This is a genomic window from Runella zeae DSM 19591, from assembly GCF_000423565.1.
Taxonomy (GTDB): Bacteria; Bacteroidota; Bacteroidia; order Cytophagales; family Spirosomataceae; genus Runella; species Runella zeae.
The window spans coordinates 1-18,747 of the sequence record NZ_AUIF01000043.1 but is presented as its reverse complement, the minus strand read 5'-3'; the positions used below and the strand labels follow the sequence as shown (position 1 = coordinate 18,747).

Genomic DNA, 18,747 nt, shown 5'->3' with positions numbered 1-18,747 from the left:
ATCTCGTGACTCAGATAAGCACCGATGAATTTTTGTCGGTGCTTTTTTTAATAAACAAAATGATGAAACGACTGTTCTTCCTTTTAATCCTTTTTTACAAGGTATCTGTGGCAATAGCTCAGGAAAAAATACCAATGCCTTCAGCGGGTATTGTAAAACGCTTTGAAAATTTCAAGTCTCGCTACGTTTCTGCTCGTCATATCGACGTGTGGCTGCCAGAAGAGTATACCCCCCAACGCAAATATGCAGTTTTGTACATGCACGACGGGCAAATGCTCTACGACTCTACTACAACTTGGAATAAACAAGAATGGGGAGTAGATGAAACATTGACTCGGCTATTTAAACAATTACAAATTCAAGATTGCATTGTTGTAGGAATATGGAACTCAGGTGCGGGACGCCATGCGGATTATTTTCCACAAAAGCCGTTTGAGCATCTATCTCTATCCCAACAAACATGGGTAACCCAGCAGCTTCAAAAAGCAGGTCGTACCCAAGAAAGCTTTCATCCAGTTTCGGACAACTACCTCAGGTTTTTGGTAAAAGAACTCAAACCTTTTATTGATAGTACATTTTCTACTCTTAAAGACCCTTCAAATACGTTGATTGGCGGTTCGAGTATGGGTGGCTTAATTTCTATGTATGCTTTTTGTGAGTATCCTCATGTCTTTGGTCGTGCAGCTTGCCTTTCTACGCATTGGCCTGGCATTTTCTCGCTCGAAAACAATCCCCTTCCTGATGCTTTTGTAGCTTATCTCAAAAAGTCTTTACCCCTAGCTCGGCAAGGTCATAAAATATACTTTGATTATGGCACAGCTACCTTGGATGCTTTGTATGAACCTACACAACAACGGGTAGATACCATTTTAGCCTCAAAAAAATACCATTCTAAACATTGGGAAACCCGCAAGTTTGAGGGAGCGGAGCATTCTGAAAAGGCATGGAAGGAAAGGCTTGCTATTCCTTTGACGTTTTTACTAAAAAAATAAACCTACGCTTATCTCACCAAAAACTGCTTGTAAAAACAAATCCATTAAAATAATGAAAAAACTGTTCCTCATTTTTGCTACCTATTTCTACATATACATCGCTATGGCACAGCGTGTGGAGCCTGCTTTTTGGTGGGTCAACATGAAAGAACCAAGTTTGCAATTGCTAGTTCATCAAGAAAATATTGGTACAGCGCAGCCTTCTTTCGATTATGCAGGAGTCAAATTGGCTAAAGTAACCCGCGTCAAAAGCCCCAATTACCTTTTTATTGATTTGATAATCAGTCCGCAAGCTAAAGCGGGGAAATTTCCTATAAAGTTTAGTAAAAACGGAAAAACGGTTTTTTCTTACGATTATGAACTCAAAAACCGAGAACCCAATTCTGCGCTTCGTCAGGGTTTTACATCAGCTGATGCCATGTATCTCATTGCCCCCGACCGCTTCGCCAATGCCAATCCTGCCAATGACAATGTGTCGGGTATGCCTGACCTTGTAGAGCGAAACGGAAAAGATAAAAGGCATGGTGGTGATATTCAGGGTATTACTGAGCACTTAGACTATATTCGAGACTTAGGTTTTTCGTCTTTATGGATTTGCCCTCTTCAGGAAAACAATCAAAAAATGGGCTCATATCATGGCTATGCTATGACAGATTTGTACAAAATTGACCCTCGTTTTGGCTCCAACGAAGACTATCGAAACTTATCAAAAGAAGCCCAAAAACGCGGAATTAAATTGGTACTTGATTGGGTGCCTAATCACTGTGGTTCGGAGCATTGGTGGATGAGCGACCTCCCTACCGACGATTGGCTCAATTTTCAACAAAATATTCAAATCACGCACCACGCCCGCGAGAGTGTTCAAGACCCTCATGCAAGCGAATACGACAAAGAACTACACGCAAGTGGGTGGTTTGTAACAAGTATGCCCGACCTCAATCAACGTAACCCTTTGATGGCAAATTACTTGATTCAAAATTCGATTTGGTGGATCGAATACGCTGATTTGCATGGCATTAGAGTGGATACGTACCCTTATTCTGATAAAGATTTCATGGCAAGATGGTCGCAAAGAGTGATGAGCGAGTACCCCAATTTCAACATGGTGGGTGAAGAATGGTCGGCCAATCCTGCGATTGTGGCGTTTTGGCAACGTGGCAAAAAAAACGCCAACGGTTACGTTTCATCCATGCCAACTATGTTTGACTTCCCGTTGCAAATGGCTTTGATTGACGCTCTCAACGACGACGATAAAATCTATAATACAGGTCTGACGAAATTGTACCAAACACTTTCCCAAGACTTCTTGTATCCCAATGCTGCCCAGCTCGTCGTTATGGCTGACAATCACGATATTACCCGTTTTTATTCCCAAATCCACGAGAATTTTGATTTGTGGAAAATGGGCCTGACTTTTATTTTTACAACCAGAGGATTACCCCAAATTTACTACGGAACCGAAGTGCTCATGACTAGCCCTATGGCTAAAAATGATGATTTGATTCGGAAGGAAATGCCCGGCGGTTGGCCCGACCACCCCACAAATGCTTTTACGGAAAAAGGCCTCACTCCTCAGCAAGTAGAAGCCAAACGTTTTTTGACAAAACTTCTTCAGTGGAGAAAAGCCACACCGGCAGTTCAGACAGGTCAATTAAAGCATTTCGCGGCGCGTGATGGACTTTATGTATATTTCCGCTATAATGACAAACAAAAAGTGATGGTGGTGATGAACAAAAACAAAGAACCTTTGAAACTTGATTTGAATAAATACGCCGAAATGCTTAAAAATGCAAAATCAGCCAAAAATGTGGTTACAGGAGAAATGACATCACTCGCTGATGGACTAACTGTGGCGGCAACAACAGCGATGATTTTAGAAATAAAATAACCATGAAAAAAATATTTATTTTTTGGCTACTTGCTGTTCAATTGGCTTGGTCACAAGCATTGATAGTAAAGCCCGATTTTCCGACGGCTGATGGCGAAATCACCCTTACTTTTGATCTAAGCCAAGCAAAAGACAGCCGTAAAGCGGGTTTGCTCAATCAAGCAAGCGGGTTGTATATTTGGGCGTGGGGAGGGAGCAATCCTGACAATAAAACGGCTGAATTTAGCCCCTCAGGCCAAAGCAACTTTGGGCAAGCCTTCGCGCCGGGGCTATTGACGCGCGTGGGCGATAATCGGTGGAGTATCAAACTCACTCCTTCCAAATATTTAAGTATTTCGGCCGGAAAAACGTTACGTTGGATGGGAGTTTTAGTCAAAAATGCAAGTGGCTCTGCCCAAACCGAAGATTTTTTGTTTGACTTATACGCTGCCAATCAGTTGTTTGTACGTTTCAAAACCCCAACCCAAAAAAGTTTCTTTGTAGATGCCAACACGCCGTTGCCCGTTCAGGTGAGTGCCTCTTCCAAAGCTCAATTGACTCTAACTTTGGATGGCAAAGTGGTAGCTTCGGCCAATGATACGACCTTATCCACCACGATTTCGACGGGAAATAGCACGAGTCAAAAGCATACTGTTAGGGCGACGGCCACGGCCAATAACCAAGAAGTGACTGACGAGTTTAGTTTTATCGTCAATCCCGCCCCTTTGGTAGCCTCGCTTCCGTCGGGCTTGCGGACGGGTATCAATTATACTTCGGCCTCGTCGGCTACGTTGGTGTTTTTTGCGCCAGAAAAAAAGTTTATATACGTATTAGGTGATTTCAATGATTGGGAAAGTAAGCCAGAGTTTTTGATGAATCGGACTCCTGATGATCAGACTTATTGGTTGGAAATCAAAAACTTAACACCCCAAAAAGAATATGCTTTCCAATATTTAGTGGACGGCACAATCGGGGTGGCTGAGCCTTATGCCGAAAAGATTTTGGATCGGAATAACGACAAATTTATTCCCCAAAATACCTATCCCAATCTGATGCCTTTTCCTACCAAAGCACAAGGAAATACGGTGTCGGTTTTGCAAACAAATCAAACACCTTATGCTTGGAAAGTCAAAGATTTCAAACGTCCTGCGACCGAAGATTTGGTCATTTATGAACTGCTAGTGCGCGATTTTGTGGGAAGTCGTTGGTATAAAACCGTAGCCGATACGCTTCCTTATCTTAAAAAAATGGGTATCAATGCCATTGAGCTAATGCCTATCATGGAGTTTACAGGTAATGAATCTTGGGGTTATAATCCTACTTTTCACCTTGCTCCTGACAAAGCCTATGGCACATCGCAAGACTTGAAGGCATTGATTGATAAATGTCACGAAAACGGGATTGCGGTGATTTTGGATATGGTACTCAATCAGGCCGATTATGAATTTCCCTATGTCAAAATGTATTGGGAAGGCTCGCAGCCTTCGGCCAATAGCCCGATGTTTAATCAGCAAGCTACGCACCCCTTTAGCGTATTTTTTGATTTTAATCACGAAGCTCCCGCCACCAAAGCCTATGTAGAGCGCGTCAATGAATTTTGGTTGAAAGAATACCATTTTGACGGTTATCGTTTTGACCTTTCCAAAGGTTTTACCCAAACCAATTCTGGAACGGATGTGGCGCTGTGGGGGCGGTATGACGCAAGCCGAATCGCGATTTGGAAGCGCATTTATGACCAAATCCGAAAAACCGACCCTACCGCCTACGTGATTTTGGAGCACTTTGCCGACGACCAAGAAGAAGCAGAACTTACAAATTATGGGATGATGGTGTGGGACAATCAAAATGGTGCTTTTCGAGAAACAATCAAAACAGGAAAGGGGAATTTCAACAGGATTTCGTGGCGAAATCACGCTGGATTTCAACGGCCTGCCGTGATTGGTTTTATGGAAAGTCACGACGAAGAGCGCGTCATGTACGATGCCATTATGAACGGCAGCCCCGAAGTCAAAAATATAGCCACGGCACTCGAACGTATCAAGGCCGCCGCAGCTTTGCTTTTTTTGACCCCCGGCCCTAAGCTGCTCTGGCAATTTGGTGAATTGGGTTATGATGTATCTATTGATGAAAACGGCCGAACTGGCAATAAGCCCATCCGTTGGGAGTATTTTAGAGATCCCAATCGGCTCAAATTGTACAAAGTTTTTTCGGAGCTGATTCGTTTCAAAACTACCCAAGCAAGCACCAAAACCAATGATTTTGCGCTCGAAACTTCCGAAACCCTCAAACGCCTCACGCTCGTGCATCCTAGTATGGAAGTAAGGGTAATTGCCAATTTTGGTTTAGCTATGCAAACTACCACACTACCTGTAGGACGGTGGTACGACTATTTTACGGGTGCCGAAATAGAAGTTACTTCTTCCAATTTCCCTTTTAGCTTTCAGGCGGGGCAATTTCATATTTTGACTTCGGTGAAGCTTCCTACTCCTGAGGCAAACTTAGTACCGTGGAGGTTGGAAACCGTAACTTCGATTTTGCCCGAAGTGGCTGAAGAAATGATATTGTTTCCCAATCCTACGCAAGAATGGCTACAATTAGAATGGGAAAGCCACTACGAGGGTGAAGTAAAAATTGAAATTGTGGAAATAAGTGGACGACGGATTCAACATTTTTTGCCCCAAAAAACAACGCGCTCTATTCGACAACAGATTTCTGTAAAAGGACTACCGACTGGTACCTACCTCCTCCGAATTGTGGAAGGAGATTCTTTACAATTAAAACGTTTTGTTAAACAATAACACCCTTGGCGGCGTTTTTCAACGCTGCCAAGGCTTAATCTAATGCCTCTATATAAAGGGCATTGCCTTCTGCGCTACGTTGTATCTTTTTACCATTGATTACAGTCGTAAAGGTAACTTTCTCAAAAGCTTCCGCAAAATTGTCTTGAAACAGTAGAAGACGCTTGCCTGTTCGGGGATTCTTCCATACTTGGAGCCAAGGCTGGTTGTACTTAAACGCCCGTGCAAATTCGCCCGTATCGTTGTTCCAAATAGCCTGAGTGTTTTTTTGATTGCTACGTTGGTATTCAAAACCATGGCTTTCTCTTATCTGACTACCATCCAAAATCCCTTGATACTTGGCAAATAGCTCGTGGGCTTGTACCATAGCAGCTACCCCAAGAGCATCTTTTCCAATATAATCTTCGTTGAGACTGGGACAAGGAGGTTGGTCGGGACCTTGGTATTCATACACAAAATACCCGCCCGTATTTTGGGAAACGCACGAAAGAGTCCCGTTGATTTTGGCATAGCGCAAGGCTTGGTAAGGATTGTAGGATTGCCCAAAAATCCAATAATTACTATAAAAAACGCGCGGATTACAGAGATGAACAAACACCGCATCTCTTACGAGATTCATGGGGTACATCACCCGATTGTCGATTTGGCGAATAAAGCCTTTGGTACCATTTCCTACCGAAAAACGACGCGTAAGACTACGGCGAGCATCGGAGGGCTTGTCTTCATAAGGCCAAAAGAAATTCATAAGCTTGAGGTTTGACGGAGTAGTCAATATCTTGAGATTCAATATATCTAAAGTTCGTAAATACCAATTGACGGGTGCTTTCCATACTTGGGCAGGCTGGTCGGTAGCATCGGCTGTATTGATAGTAGAGGAAGTATAGCCAAAGCCCGTCATCAATACCACAGGCGAAGGCAGTTGAATATTTTGGATCGCTTTCGGGTTTTGGTGAACCGCCAGATAATCGTCAATGTTTTTTTTGTCAGCACTCCAGTTGTCGTTGGCGTAGCCATCCAATTTAAAATGTTTGCCTTGAAAATCAAAAGTTAGTGGCTCTCCAATCCATGAATAAAACAGTTTTCCGTGTTTTTTATAAATGCGTTCGGAAAGTCGATACATGGTTTTGCGAAAATTGGGGTCTCCCATATCCCACTGCCATCCTTCAGAAGCATGGCCCGGTTCAAAATCGACAGAAACAATATCTGAAGGTGTGTTTTGGGCAAGCCAATCAGCTGCTTTATCAAGTTGTGCGTCATCAAACTGAGTTACGCCTCGCCTACCACTGGGCTTTACGTGCTGCACCATCGACGATACTTCGTTGGTATAGTAAAGTTTAAAACGATTGGGACCCATGTTCCAACTCACTTTTTGGAGATTGGCAGTCGGCTCGTCGAGGGGCAGAGACTCTGAGCCATATCTTTTGGAAGGAGGAAGTTTGAAGGCGGGAGTTTGTTTAAAAATCTTAATATCGCCCACTGCTTTATTGTTGGGCCACAGAGGTTGGGTGTAGGTAAGGGGAGAAGAAGTTTTTGAGAGGGAATCGCGTACCCAGAAAATGACTTCATACGAGGCGGCAAATTTGGCTTGTCCGGCGGCTACATTTAAGGCCGAAGTGAGCCAACTTTCTGAGTTGACATTGTTTACCTCGGTTACGTATTTTACCAAATGAATCCAACGATTGGGTAAAATAGGCCGTTGACTAAGCTGACGAGCATCAACTCGATTGACGCTCCCATTGAGTGCATAATAAGTCTGACGGCCTTGCTCGCGTGGAGAAGCATCTACGAGGTAGAGTTGATTGTCGGTACGGCGTTCGAGACGTAGATTGATTTGTTGGTCTTCGTAGCGATTGGGGTCGGGTTCAAATTCAAAATAAACGATAGCCGCTTGAGTTTTAGGAAGGGCTTTAAGTAGGGGAGGCGGTGTTTCGGCTACCCACGTTGCTTGAGACTCTTTGTGGGTTTGCCACCAAAAAAAAATGCTTAAAACAATCCCCGCACTGACGGCTATCTTCATGATGTTTTTTTTCACTTATAAAGTTCTTTGATGTCTTGGAGATAACGTTTGACGGTTTCGAGCTGTTGTATTACACGATTGATATTGTTGCGTTGGCTTTTGCCAGATTCGATGATTTTGCGAGCTACCGATAGCTTTTGTTTTTGATTTTCCACAAGATATACAATCTCGTCAAGTAGCTCAATATCAGCCGGTGTATAAATCCGATCCCCGCTTCGTTTTTCGGGCTGAAGCATCGGGAATACCGTTTCCCAGTAGCGTAATTTAGAAGGTTCAAAACCATAACGAGCCGCTACTTCGTTGATGTTGTAGTAGAGTTTATGAGGGTCAAGTGGTTTCATAATTGGATTAGAGTATGAACATGCTTTTTGAGAACCGAATCTTGTAACATTTGATTTTTGATGTGTTTAAACGTATCGGCATCAAGGCGAGAGTGGCGACAAATGACATCAACACCTTCGGGAGTGAAAAGAGTTTTGGAAAACCAGATTACGGCCCATTGCCCGTCTTTATCCAGTAATTTGACTTGCCATTTGCTTTTCAATACTCGCAGAATCCCTTGACCACGCCATACAAAGGCGCTTGGGACTTGATTGTCTTGATAATCAATGCCTCTAATGCTTTTTTCTTTTCCTTTTTTTAAGAATTTTACTTCATCGAGGAGTTGGCTTTCTTTTCCTTTAATGATAGAATAATTAAATGTAGGATTGGTTTTATTGCCTTTGAGCCACATCGGAAAATTGGTAAAGCAAATAAACCAAGTTCCGACCAAAGTAGGAATGATTGAATTCATAAAAAAATAAATAAGCTATCTTCGTTGGAGATTTTATTGATTCAAACCACATGGAAAATATTATTGTTAAACCTTATCAACCCAGACATCACGTCAGAATCGTAACGGCGGCGAGTCTTTTTGACGGCCACGATGCGGCTATCAATATCATGCGGCGCCTCATGCAGGCTTCGGGGGCAGAAGTGATTCACTTGGGGCACAATCGCTCGGTGCAAGAAATCGTCGAATGTGCCATTCAAGAAGATGTGCAAGGCATTGCGATTACGAGTTATCAGGGAGGTCATGTTGAGTTTTTTAAATACATGTACGATTTGCTTAACGAAAAAGACGCTGGGCATATCAAAATCTTTGGTGGCGGTGGTGGAACAATTCTACCCACCGAAATCGCCGAATTGCAAGCTTATGGTATCACTCGCTTGTATTCGCCAGACGACGGACGGGAAATGGGCTTGCAAGGAATGATTAATGATTTGCTTGAAAAATGTGATTTTCCCACAAAGTTATGGGAACTAAATGGCCAATTAAAAAAACTTCCCCTGTCAAAATCTCCCCAACTCATTGCGCGTCTGATCAGCGAAGCCGAAAACAATCCCGAAGCTTTTGTTAAAAATGACTTATCTCTTTTGCCCAAAAGCAGCACAGTTGTTTTGGGGATTACGGGTACGGGAGGAGCAGGAAAATCGTCATTGGTGGATGAATTGATTAGACGTTTTTTGCTTGATTTTCAGGATAAAACATTGGCTGTTATTTCCATTGACCCTTCAAAACGCAGAACGGGAGGCGCACTGCTGGGCGATCGTATTCGCATGAATTCTCTGCATCCAGACATAGCCCGTGGGCGCGTATATATGCGCTCACTTGCGACCCGACAGTCCAATCTAGCTTTGAGTAAACATATCGCGGAGGCCATTAATATCTGTAAAGCGGCTCATTTTGATTTAATTATTGTAGAAACATCGGGTATCGGTCAGTCAGATACCGAAATCATCGAGCATTCGGATGTATCGCTTTACGTCATGACTTCCGAATATGGTGCTGCTACGCAACTCGAAAAAATTGATATGCTCGACTATGCCGACCTCATCGCCATCAATAAGTTTGATAAACGTGGCTCACTTGATGCGTTGCGCGATGTAAAAAAACAATACCGCCGCAATCACCAACTTTGGGACGTGGCTGAAGAAGCTTTGCCAGTTTTTGGGACGATTGCGAGTCAATTCAACGATGCAGGTATGAATGCGCTCTATCTCAGGTTGGTGGAGGTGTTGGAGCAAAAGCAAGAAAACAAAGAATACTGGACAAAGGGGCAATTGTTTAATAAGCTTTCGGTCAAAAAAGGGAATTCACAATTAGGCCACACAAACAGTATAATGCCTCCCGAGAGAGTACGGTATTTGGCCGAAATTGTCGAAAATGCGCGGAATTATGAGCAATTTGTGAACGACCAAGCCGCTATTGCGCGTCAGTTATATCAGCTTGATGGTACAATTAAGACCTTGACTCAACTTCAGCTTTTGGACAATGCCGAAAGTCTTCGGGATATTTATCAAGAATTGGAAAGTCATCTGCATTTTGATTGTAAAAAATTGCTCGAAAATTGGCCCGAAACCGTCAAAAAATACCGTGCCGATAAGTATCAGTTCAAGGTGAGGGATAAAATCATTGAGCAAGATTTGTGGACGGAGACATTGTCGCACCTCAAAATTCCGAAGATTGCACTGCCTAAGTACAGCGATTGGGGAGATATTTTAAAGTGGGTACTGACTGAAAATGTACCTGGCGAGTTTCCTTTTACGGCGGGTGTTTTTCCGTTAAAGAGGGAAGGGGAAGACCCGACGCGGATGTTTGCAGGAGAAGGTGGTCCCGAACGTACCAATCGCCGTTTTCATTATTTGTCTAAACAAATGCCCGCTAAAAGGCTTTCGACAGCCTTTGATTCAGTAACACTCTACGGCGAAGACCCAGATTTTCGGCCCGATATTTATGGTAAAGTGGGTAACTCAGGCGTTAGTATTTGCAACCTCGACGATGCCAAAAAACTGTATAGTGGTTTTGATTTGTGCGACCCTTCTACTTCCGTTTCGATGACTATCAACGGCCCCGCGCCTATTGTGTTGGGGTTCTTTTTGAATGCTGCTATCGACCAGCAATGCGAAAAATGGCTACAAGCACAAAGCGATATTTGTTTTGAACCCAAAGTGACTTACAGTGGTACTTTGCCAGAAGGACACAATGGGCTAGGATTGGGGCTATTGGGCACTACGGGCGACCAAGTATTGCCTCTCGAAGTTTACCAAAAAATCAAAGCAGATACGCTTCGTCAGGTGCGAGGTACGGTACAAGCCGATATTCTGAAAGAAGACCAAGCGCAAAATACCTGTATCTTTTCGACTGAGTTTGCGCTTAAGCTCATGGGCGATATTCAGCAGTATTTTATTGATAATCAGGTGCGTAATTTTTATTCGGTTTCGATTTCGGGATACCATATTGCCGAAGCGGGTGCCAATCCGATTTCCCAATTAGCCTTTACGCTTTCTAATGGATTTACCTTTGTAGAATATTACCTCAGCCGAGGAATGCACATTGATGACTTTGCGCCAAATCTTTCTTTTTTCTTTTCCAACGGTATGGATCCCGAATACACGGTGCTGGGAAGAGTGGCAAGGCGTATTTGGGCCAAAGCTATGAAACACAAGTACAAAGGCAATGAGCGCAGTCAAAAACTAAAGTATCATATTCAGACTTCTGGGCGGAGCTTGCACGCCCAAGAGATTGCGTTTAATGACATCCGTACTACTTTGCAAGCCTTGTTGGCGATTTATGACAATTGTAATTCGCTCCATACCAACGCTTACGATGAAGCAATTACGACCCCGACCGAAGAGAGTGTCAGACGTGCGATGGCCATACAGTTGATTATCAATCGAGAATTTGGTCTTACCAAAAACGAAAATCCTTTGCAAGGAGCTTTTATCGTAGAAGAGTTGACCGATTTGGTAGAAGAGGCTGTCTATCAGGAATTTTTGAGTATTAGCGAACGTGGGGGCGTCTTGGGCGCGATGGAGCGTATGTATCAACGCAGCAAGATTCAGGAAGAATCGATGCATTATGAAATGCAAAAACATACGGGGGCATTGCCTATTATTGGGGTCAATACATTTTTGGATGAGCGTGGTTCGCCCACGATTTTACCGGCGGAGGTCATTCGCTCTACAGATGAGGAAAAGCAATATGCTGTAGCGTATCGGCAAGATTTTCAGACTCGCTACAAGGATGAAGCAATTGCTGCTCTTAATCAACTCAAAGAAGCGGCGCTTCAGAATACCAATCTTTTTGAATCACTCATGGAAGCTACCAAAGTATGTACCTTGGGACAAATCTCGGCGGCATTGTATGAGGTAGGAGGGCAGTATCGGAGAAATATGTAGTAAAAAAAATGCAAAAAACGCAAGCAGGGTTCGAGACAGAAAACGCAGGCAGGGGGTTCGAAACCCTGCCTGCGTTAGCTTTGGAACCCGTCCCCGTTGGCCATTTAATCATAATTCAACACAGGAGCTATGCAGCGTTTGGTGATAAAAACACAGAAAACGCAGGCAGGGGTCGAAACCCTGCCTGCGTTAGCCATTTAATCATAATTCAACACAGGAGCTAGCCAGCGTTCGGTGTCTTCGAGGCTCATGTTTTTACGGAGTGAATAGTCTTCGACTTGGTCTTTGGCGATTTTGCCAAGGGCAAAGTACCGAGAGGCAGGGTGCGCAAAATACCACCCACTCACTGAACTAGCAGGATACATCGCAAAGCTTTCGGTCAATTCAATTCCTACTTGAGCTTCCGCATCTAGGAGGTCAAACAACGTACGTTTTTCGGTATGGTCGGGGCAAGCAGGGTAGCCTGGTGCTGGACGAATACCTTGGTATTTTTCGGAAATCAATTCTTCATTGCTGAATGTTTCTTCTTGAGCATAGCCCCAAAACTCCTTACGGACACGTTCGTGCATCAGTTCTGTAAAAGCTTCGGCTAAGCGGTCGGCGACAGCTTTGAGCATGATGCTACTGTAGTCGTCATGGTCGGCTTCGTATTTTTCCAATAATGCTTCGATACCAATACCCGCAGTGACGGCAAAAGCGCCTATATAATCGGTACGTTTGGCCGAGGCTGGCATTATATAGTCAGAAAGGCACAAATTGGGAAGATTGGCCGCTTTTTGATTTTGTTGACGTAAGTTGTGTAGTACTGTTTGCGTGAGGCTAGAAGTCTCCAAGTCAAGATTTTTGACTCTAAAATCTTTTCGTTTGGCTTGGCCCTGCCCTGCAAAACTTACTTCCAATTCTTCAAACTCATGCAAAACAATATCATCTTCTACCGAATTGGCAGGATAAAAACCAATGACTGCGTTGGCTTTCAGAGATTTGTTTTTGATGATTTCGGCTAACATTGCTTTGGCATCATCGTACAATTTCTTAGCTTCTGCTCCTACAGTCGCATCCTCAAAAATCTTGGGGTATTTACCATGCAGCTGCCAAGTTTGGAAAAAAGGAGTCCAGTCTATGTATTTGGCAATGTCTTCGAGCGGGTAGTCATAGAAATACTTATTACCCAAAAACTTCGGTTTGGTAGGCTCAAAATTTTCCCAATCAATCTTAGTTTTGTTGGCTCTTGCTGCCTCCAATGTTACGGCTTCTTTCGCTTGTTGGCGTTTGGCGTGGTCCTCACGAAGTTTAGCGTATTCTTTTTTGATGTCAGTCAAAACGTCGGCGTAAGTCTGTTCATTTTGGGTCAATTTTCCAGCCACCGGTACCGCACGACTCGCATCCAACACATGGATAACGGGGCCGCTATAATGAGGGTCGATTTTTACGGCCGTATGAATCCGTGAAGTAGTAGCTCCTCCGATGAGTAATGGTAATTTAAAACCTTGGCGTTCCATTTCTTTGGCCACGCCTACCATTTCATCGAGTGAAGGCGTAATCAAACCCGATAGACCAATGATGTCCACGTTGTGTTCTTTGGCAGCAGCCAAAATTTTATCGGTAGGCACCATTACTCCTAAGTCAATGATTTCGTAGTTGTTGCAGCCAAGTACTACGCCCACTATATTTTTGCCGATGTCGTGTACGTCTCCTTTTACCGTAGCCATCAAGATTTTGCCAGCGGCGGCAGCGCCGCCAGCTTTTTCAGCTTCGATGAAAGGCGTAAGATAAGCTACCGCTTTTTTCATGACTCGGGCTGATTTTACTACTTGGGGCAAAAACATTTTTCCTTCCCCAAATAAGTCACCAACCACGTTCATACCATCCATAAGTGGGCCTTCAATCACATCAAGTGGGCGGCTCGACTGAGCACGAGCTTCTTCTACGTCTTCATCTATAAACTCAGTCAGTCCTTTGATGAGGGCATGTTCGAGGCGTTTGGAGACGGGTTGAGCGCGCCAAGCATTATCTACTACTTGTTCTTTACCTTTAGATTTTACGGTTTCGGCAAAGGCCAACATCCTTTCGGTAGCATCAGGGCGACGGTTGAGAATCAGATCTTCGCAATGTTCGAGCATATCTTTGGGGAGGTCGTCATAAACCCCCAACTGCCCTGCATTGACAATACCCATATCCATCCCTGCTTTGATAGCATAGTATAAAAATACCGTATGGATTGCCTCACGAACAAGCTCATTCCCTCTGAATGAAAAGGATACGTTTGAGACTCCTCCACTTACTTTGGCATAAGGCAAATGCTCTTTAATCCAACGAGTAGCGTTGATAAAATCAACAGCGTAGTTGTTGTGCTCTTCCATACCCGTACCTACGGTCAGGATATTGGGGTCAAAGATGATGTCTTGCGGAGGGAATCCTACTTTATTTACCAAAATCCAATAGGCGCGTTCGCAGATTTCGATACGGCGCTCATAATTGTCGGCTTGGCCTACTTCGTCAAAAGCCATCACTACGACCGATGCACCGTAGCGTTTTACTTTTTCGGCTTGTTGGATAAACTTCTCTTCTCCTTCTTTCAGTGAGATAGAATTGACGATGGCTTTGCCTTGCAAACATTTTAGACCCGCCTCAATCACCTCCCACTTAGACGAATCGACCATGAAAGGAACACGGGCAATATCAGGCTCGGCCATCAATAAATTGCAAAACTTCGTCATGGCTTGCACGCCGTCAATCATCCCTTCATCCATGTTGATGTCCAGAACTTGTGCTCCCGAATCTACCTGCTCGCGTGCTACTGCAATAGCGGCATCATAGTTGCCTTCGCGGACGAGGCGTGCAAATTTTTTGGAACCTGTCACATTACACCGCTCCCCAATATTGACAAAGTTGGTCTCCTTCGTGATTTTTAGGGGTTCTAGTCCTGATAGTTTTTGGACATGGTCGTTTTCGGGAATATCACGAGGTTCGTATTTGGCTGCTACGTCGGCAATGGCTTTGATATGGGGTGGGGTAGTACCGCAGCATCCGCCGATGATATTGATAAAACGATTTTTTAAGAAATCGTCAATAATCACCGCCATTTGTTCGGGACTTTGGTCATATTCGCCCATTTCGTTGGGTAAGCCTGCGTTGGGGTGAGCTGAGGTATAAAACGGCGCTTGATTGGCGAGAGTTTGAACATACGGGCGCATTAAGTCAGCACCAAGGGCGCAGTTGAGACCCACGGAGAGCAGGGGCATATGCGATACCGACGTCAAGAAAGCTTCTGTAGTCTGTCCTGAAAGCGTACGGCCAGAAGCATCCGTAATCGTTCCCGACACCATGATAGGCAATTGCGTTTTCGTAGTATTTATAGCTTGAGGCGTAAATGCTCCATTGATAGCCCGAATCGTTCCTTTTTTGACATCATCAAAGTACAAATCAATCGCGTACAAAGCGGCTTTGGCATTCAAAGTATCAAAAATGGTTTCGACCAATAATATATCCGAACCACCATCTACCAAGGCTTGCACTTGTTCATAATAAGCATCTACCAATTCATCAAAAGTAACGGCACGGTAGCCAGGGTCGTTTACATCGGGAGAAAGCGACGCGGTGCGGTTGGTAGGCCCAATCGACCCCGCTACAAAGCGTGGCTTATCGGGATTGGCAGCGATGTATTTATCACAAGCGTGACGGGCTAGCTGAGCCGATTCATAATTAAGCTCATATACCAAGTCTTCCATGTGATAATCGGCCATAGCGATAGTGGTACCACTAAAAGTATTGGTTTCGATAATGTCTGCCCCTGCTTCCAGATAAGCTTCATGAATTTCTTGAATCACATCGGGCCGCGTCAACGACAGCAGGTCATTGTTGCCTTTGAGTTCGTGGGGGAAATCTTTGAAACGTTCGCCTCTATAATCGGCATCGGTCAATTTATAACGCTGAATCATCGAACCCATCGCACCGTCGAGTACAAGGATTCGTGATTTGAGGATTTCTTGAATGTCTGGGTTTTGCATTTTTACAAATTATAATTTATTCAGGAACGAGGCCTATAACACAAACTCAAAAGTAGGCTTGTAGCGTCCACTTTAACAAGCTACAAATTTACACAGAAAGATACGGATAGCTTTTTTTTTAGATGAATATTCTATATATGAATATAAAAATAGATAATTTGTGCAAATAAATACGTATAAGAAGAAGGGTTAAACAAATGTGAGAGGTGACAATCAAAGAATATAGATATTTTGTCTAATAGAGTTATGCATAAAAAATCCCATTTGACTTACGCCAAACGGGATTGTATAGAGTAGTTGTAATGGAGGCTAAAACGTATACCCTATGCTTAGCTGAGCGGCAGAATTTTTGGCATTGTCTAGGAATACTTTGGCTGCGGTACTTGACGCTACGGGGCGTAGGCCATAGTTGTAGCGAGTAGCTAGCATTATTTTTCCAAAATAAATACTTAAACCAGCCGCAAGACCATAGTCAAAATTGTTGAAATTGTCGCGATTGAGTACGGTGGCGTTAAAGCCTGCGTCGCTTTTACTTTCGGTCGAAGCATTTACTAAAAAACCTCCGTAAAGCCCACCGTGAATATCAACAAAATTGCCAACCTTGAGCGTAGCTAATACAGGGATTTCAAAGTAATCCATTTTGAAGGTATTTTGTCCTCTAAATGTGCCATTGAGCAAATTGTACCGAGCAGTGACGCCTTTGGTAGAATATCCTACCTCAGGTTGTAAGTAAAGCATACCTTTGATAAGAGGTACTTGCGTAAAAAGACCCACATGAAATCCGTAGCGAGGATTACGGTCAGTCACGTCTTTGATATAAAGATTAGATACATTGAGTCCCCCTCTGATACCTGTACGGGCTGAAGCATCTTGCGCATAAGTCTTAAGATTGGCTTGAAAGAGTAAAGTACTTAATCCTAAAAAAAGATATATTGGGTTGAATTTCATGGCTTTATGATATTTTTAGTGAGTGGTTAGAAAAATTATATCAAAATATGTAGCGAATAGAAAGGGCGGCATCATCACCCCAGAAATTGTCAGCTACGTTGAAATTGAAGGTAGGTTTCCAGTCAATACTCAAATTGATAGGGATTTCGCGGAAGTTATATTCTAGCCCTAAGATACCATCTAGTCCTACTACGCTATTACGTTCTGGAAAAGGAGATGAGCCGCGTCTTCCTTCACCCCAAAAGTAAATATGAGCACCTGCACCGTAGTAAAAATTAAGACGATTGACATCAAAAGCGCGTGTATGACCTTCAATCAAACCCGTGAATCCAAGTCCTCTCCAGCGCGAGGAAATAATACCTTCGACAGCTACGCGAGGCTTGGTATAGTGCTTGATAGTGAGGCCATTGGTGCTCCCTGCTCTAAGACCAATACCTGTACGGTAATCTTGTGAGTAGGCAGCAGAAATAGATAGTAAAGAGACTAATGCGATGAGGAGTATGTTTAACTTTTTCATTGTTGTGGAGGGATTGTAGTGCTACAAAAAAATTATTAGTTTTCGTAGCACTGTTGATGATTGATTATCTAAGACTGATAGTGCCGTTTTGAGCGGCTTTTTTCATTTCTTCGCTGGCATAAAGACCAATTTCTACCCGGCGATTTTGTTGACGTCCTGTTTCGGTATTGTTGGAAGCGACAGGATTGGCTTCGCCTTGGCCAATGACTTTGAAACGACTAGTGGAAACTCCTTCTCCAATCAAAAAATTGGCAACGGCTTGAGCGCGTTTGTTGGACAAGTCTCTGTTAAAAGCTTCAGAACCTACGTTGTCGGTGTGTCCTTCTACAAGAAGCTCAGTCTTTTGTTCGTCTTTGAGGGTATTGGCCATTTTTCGGAGACTTTCTTGGGTTTCGGGACGTAGTGATGAAGAGCCGAAATCAAACAAAAGGGCGTTGTCGAAAGTAAGCTTTACACCTTCTCCTACGCGTTCTACTCTTGCAGTTTTACCTAAATCTTCTTTTAGCCTTTCAGCTTGCTTGTCCATACGTTGACCTATTATTGCCCCAGCGGCACCACCTACAGTAGCACCTATAATGGCTCCAATCGCGGTATTTTTGTTGTTTTTGCCAATAATTCCTCCTACGATAGCTCCAGCACCTACCCCAATCAAAGCTCCTTTTTGAGATCTTTTGAGCTTTGTTTTATCGGTTTTGGTAGTTGTATTTTTTTTCTTAGTTGACTGTTGAGAAAATGCAACCTCAGGGGCAGAGGTGGCTATCAAAGTGACATAACCTAAAACTATATACTTGGTTAGCGTCTTCATAATTTTTTGAAATTTGATTTATTAAGAAATACTAAAAAAGCATACCTTGTGGATTTGTGTATTTTGTAATTATTTGACAATTAGTGCATTATGCTTTTTGGTGTTGTGGTTTAGGTAAAGTGAAAAATTTTTTGTGTGGAAAATTTTGCTCGAATTGGGGTGGTGGTATTAAGTTGTGAAGGCGTTTTTGTTGATTTGTTTAATATTTTGACATTTTTTAGATAAAAATTCAAATATTATTACCTTTATAAAGATTTTATATCTTATAAACCATATAATAAGTCTATATGATAAAGTTGGATATTACGGATAAAGGGATTTTACGCTATCTGCAACAAAACGCACTTTTGACGACTAAAGAGCTTGCGGCGCAACTAAATTTGTCATACACTCCTGTATATGAGAGGGTTCGCAAATTGGAGCGGGAAGGAGTTATAAAGAAATATGTGGCATTGGTTGATAGAGAAGGCATTGGCAAAAATTTAGTCGCTTTTTGTAATGTTTCTTTGAAGGAGCATAGTCGGGCCAATGGTGAGAAGTTTGTGTCGGCCGTTATGACGTTTGAAGAGGTAATG

Annotated in this window: 12 protein-coding genes; 5 read left to right on the top strand and 7 right to left on the bottom strand. The window is 43.2% G+C overall.

The genetic code is table 11. The annotated features are described in order from the left end of the window. Positions 1-59 precede the first annotated feature (59 nt). The 3 genes from G563_RS0113130 to G563_RS0113120 are packed head-to-tail and all read left to right on the top strand — an operon-like array spanning position 60 to position 5,657. Positions 60-992 (top strand): alpha/beta hydrolase, encoded by a 933-nt coding sequence (locus tag G563_RS0113130; RefSeq protein WP_229598503.1) that lies wholly within the window; start codon positions 60-62, stop codon positions 990-992. Positions 993-1,044: 52 nt separating this feature from the next. After that, a complete protein-coding gene (locus G563_RS0113125) occupies positions 1,045-2,880 on the top strand; it encodes a glycoside hydrolase family 13 protein (RefSeq protein ID WP_028665720.1) in 1,836 nt (611 codons plus the stop codon). Between the two features lie 2 nt (positions 2,881-2,882). Continuing rightward, on the top strand, positions 2,883-5,657 hold the full coding sequence (locus tag G563_RS0113120; protein WP_028665719.1) for an alpha-amylase family glycosyl hydrolase: 2,775 nt from the start codon (positions 2,883-2,885) through the stop codon (positions 5,655-5,657). A 34-nt stretch (positions 5,658-5,691) separates the two neighbouring features. Here G563_RS0113120 and G563_RS0113115 read toward each other — a convergent pair whose 3' ends face one another. From G563_RS0113115 to G563_RS0113105, 3 genes are read right to left on the bottom strand one after another with little or no spacing between them, the layout of a single operon-like run. Beyond that, positions 5,692-7,674 carry a hypothetical protein gene (locus G563_RS0113115; protein WP_211235270.1) on the bottom strand — a complete coding sequence of 661 codons (1,983 nt, stop codon included), beginning with the start codon at positions 7,672-7,674 and terminating at the stop codon, positions 5,692-5,694. Positions 7,675-7,685: 11 nt separating this feature from the next. Next, positions 7,686-8,015, bottom strand: coding sequence for a MerR family transcriptional regulator (locus G563_RS0113110; protein WP_037326785.1), 330 nt, complete (start codon positions 8,013-8,015; stop codon positions 7,686-7,688). Beyond that, a complete protein-coding gene (locus tag G563_RS0113105; RefSeq protein WP_028665716.1) occupies positions 8,012-8,467 on the bottom strand; it encodes a hypothetical protein in 456 nt (151 codons plus the stop codon). Before G563_RS0113105 ends, G563_RS0113110 begins: the two co-directional genes overlap by 4 nt. 50 nt (positions 8,468-8,517) lie before the next feature. Here G563_RS0113105 and G563_RS0113100 point away from each other — a divergent pair, with 50 nt between their 5' ends. Then, positions 8,518-11,895: a methylmalonyl-CoA mutase family protein gene (locus tag G563_RS0113100; protein WP_028665715.1), complete on the top strand. Its 3,378-nt coding sequence runs from the start codon at positions 8,518-8,520 to the stop codon at positions 11,893-11,895. Between the two features lie 197 nt (positions 11,896-12,092). Here the strand turns inward: G563_RS0113100 and metH are convergent, their stop codons facing one another. The 4 genes from metH to G563_RS0113080 all read right to left on the bottom strand — a co-directional run bounded on the left by metH (position 12,093) and on the right by G563_RS0113080 (position 18,172). Continuing rightward, positions 12,093-15,902, bottom strand: coding sequence for a methionine synthase (gene metH, locus G563_RS0113095; protein WP_028665714.1), 3,810 nt, complete (start codon positions 15,900-15,902; stop codon positions 12,093-12,095). A 309-nt stretch (positions 15,903-16,211) separates the two neighbouring features. Beyond that, positions 16,212-16,850, bottom strand: a complete 639-nt coding sequence (locus tag G563_RS0113090; protein ID WP_028665713.1) for a porin family protein — start codon at positions 16,848-16,850, stop codon at positions 16,212-16,214. 40 nt (positions 16,851-16,890) lie between these two features. Next, positions 16,891-17,367: a hypothetical protein gene (locus G563_RS0113085; protein ID WP_028665712.1), complete on the bottom strand. Its 477-nt coding sequence runs from the start codon at positions 17,365-17,367 to the stop codon at positions 16,891-16,893. Between the two features lie 64 nt (positions 17,368-17,431). Continuing rightward, a complete protein-coding gene (locus G563_RS0113080) occupies positions 17,432-18,172 on the bottom strand; it encodes a YiaD family glycine zipper/OmpA-like lipoprotein (protein ID WP_028665711.1) in 741 nt (246 codons plus the stop codon). Between the two features lie 287 nt (positions 18,173-18,459). Here G563_RS0113080 and G563_RS0113075 point away from each other — a divergent pair. Further along, positions 18,460-18,747, top strand: a 288-nt coding sequence (locus G563_RS0113075; protein ID WP_028665710.1) for an Lrp/AsnC family transcriptional regulator, incomplete at its 3' end; no start/stop codon positions are given.

Bases quoted from the DNA above. Each gene is read 5' to 3' on its own strand.
- G563_RS0113130 (WP_229598503.1), top strand. From the start codon at position 60: ATGATGAAACGACTGTTCTTCCTTTTAATCCTTTTTTACAAGGTATCT.
- G563_RS0113085 (WP_028665712.1), bottom strand. From the start codon at position 17,367: ATGAAAAAGTTAAACATACTCCTCATCGCATTAGTCTCTTTACTATCT.
- G563_RS0113110 (WP_037326785.1), bottom strand. From the start codon at position 8,015: ATGAAACCACTTGACCCTCATAAACTCTACTACAACATCAACGAAGTA.
- G563_RS0113125 (WP_028665720.1), top strand. From the start codon at position 1,045: ATGAAAAAACTGTTCCTCATTTTTGCTACCTATTTCTACATATACATC.
- G563_RS0113115 (WP_211235270.1), bottom strand. From the start codon at position 7,674: ATGAAGATAGCCGTCAGTGCGGGGATTGTTTTAAGCATTTTTTTTTGG.
- G563_RS0113090 (WP_028665713.1), bottom strand. From the start codon at position 16,850: ATGAAATTCAACCCAATATATCTTTTTTTAGGATTAAGTACTTTACTC.
- metH (WP_028665714.1), bottom strand. From the start codon at position 15,902: ATGCAAAACCCAGACATTCAAGAAATCCTCAAATCACGAATCCTTGTA.
- G563_RS0113105 (WP_028665716.1), bottom strand. From the start codon at position 8,467: ATGAATTCAATCATTCCTACTTTGGTCGGAACTTGGTTTATTTGCTTT.
- G563_RS0113080 (WP_028665711.1), bottom strand. From the start codon at position 18,172: ATGAAGACGCTAACCAAGTATATAGTTTTAGGTTATGTCACTTTGATA.
- G563_RS0113120 (WP_028665719.1), top strand. From the start codon at position 2,883: ATGAAAAAAATATTTATTTTTTGGCTACTTGCTGTTCAATTGGCTTGG.
- G563_RS0113100 (WP_028665715.1), top strand. From the start codon at position 8,518: ATGGAAAATATTATTGTTAAACCTTATCAACCCAGACATCACGTCAGA.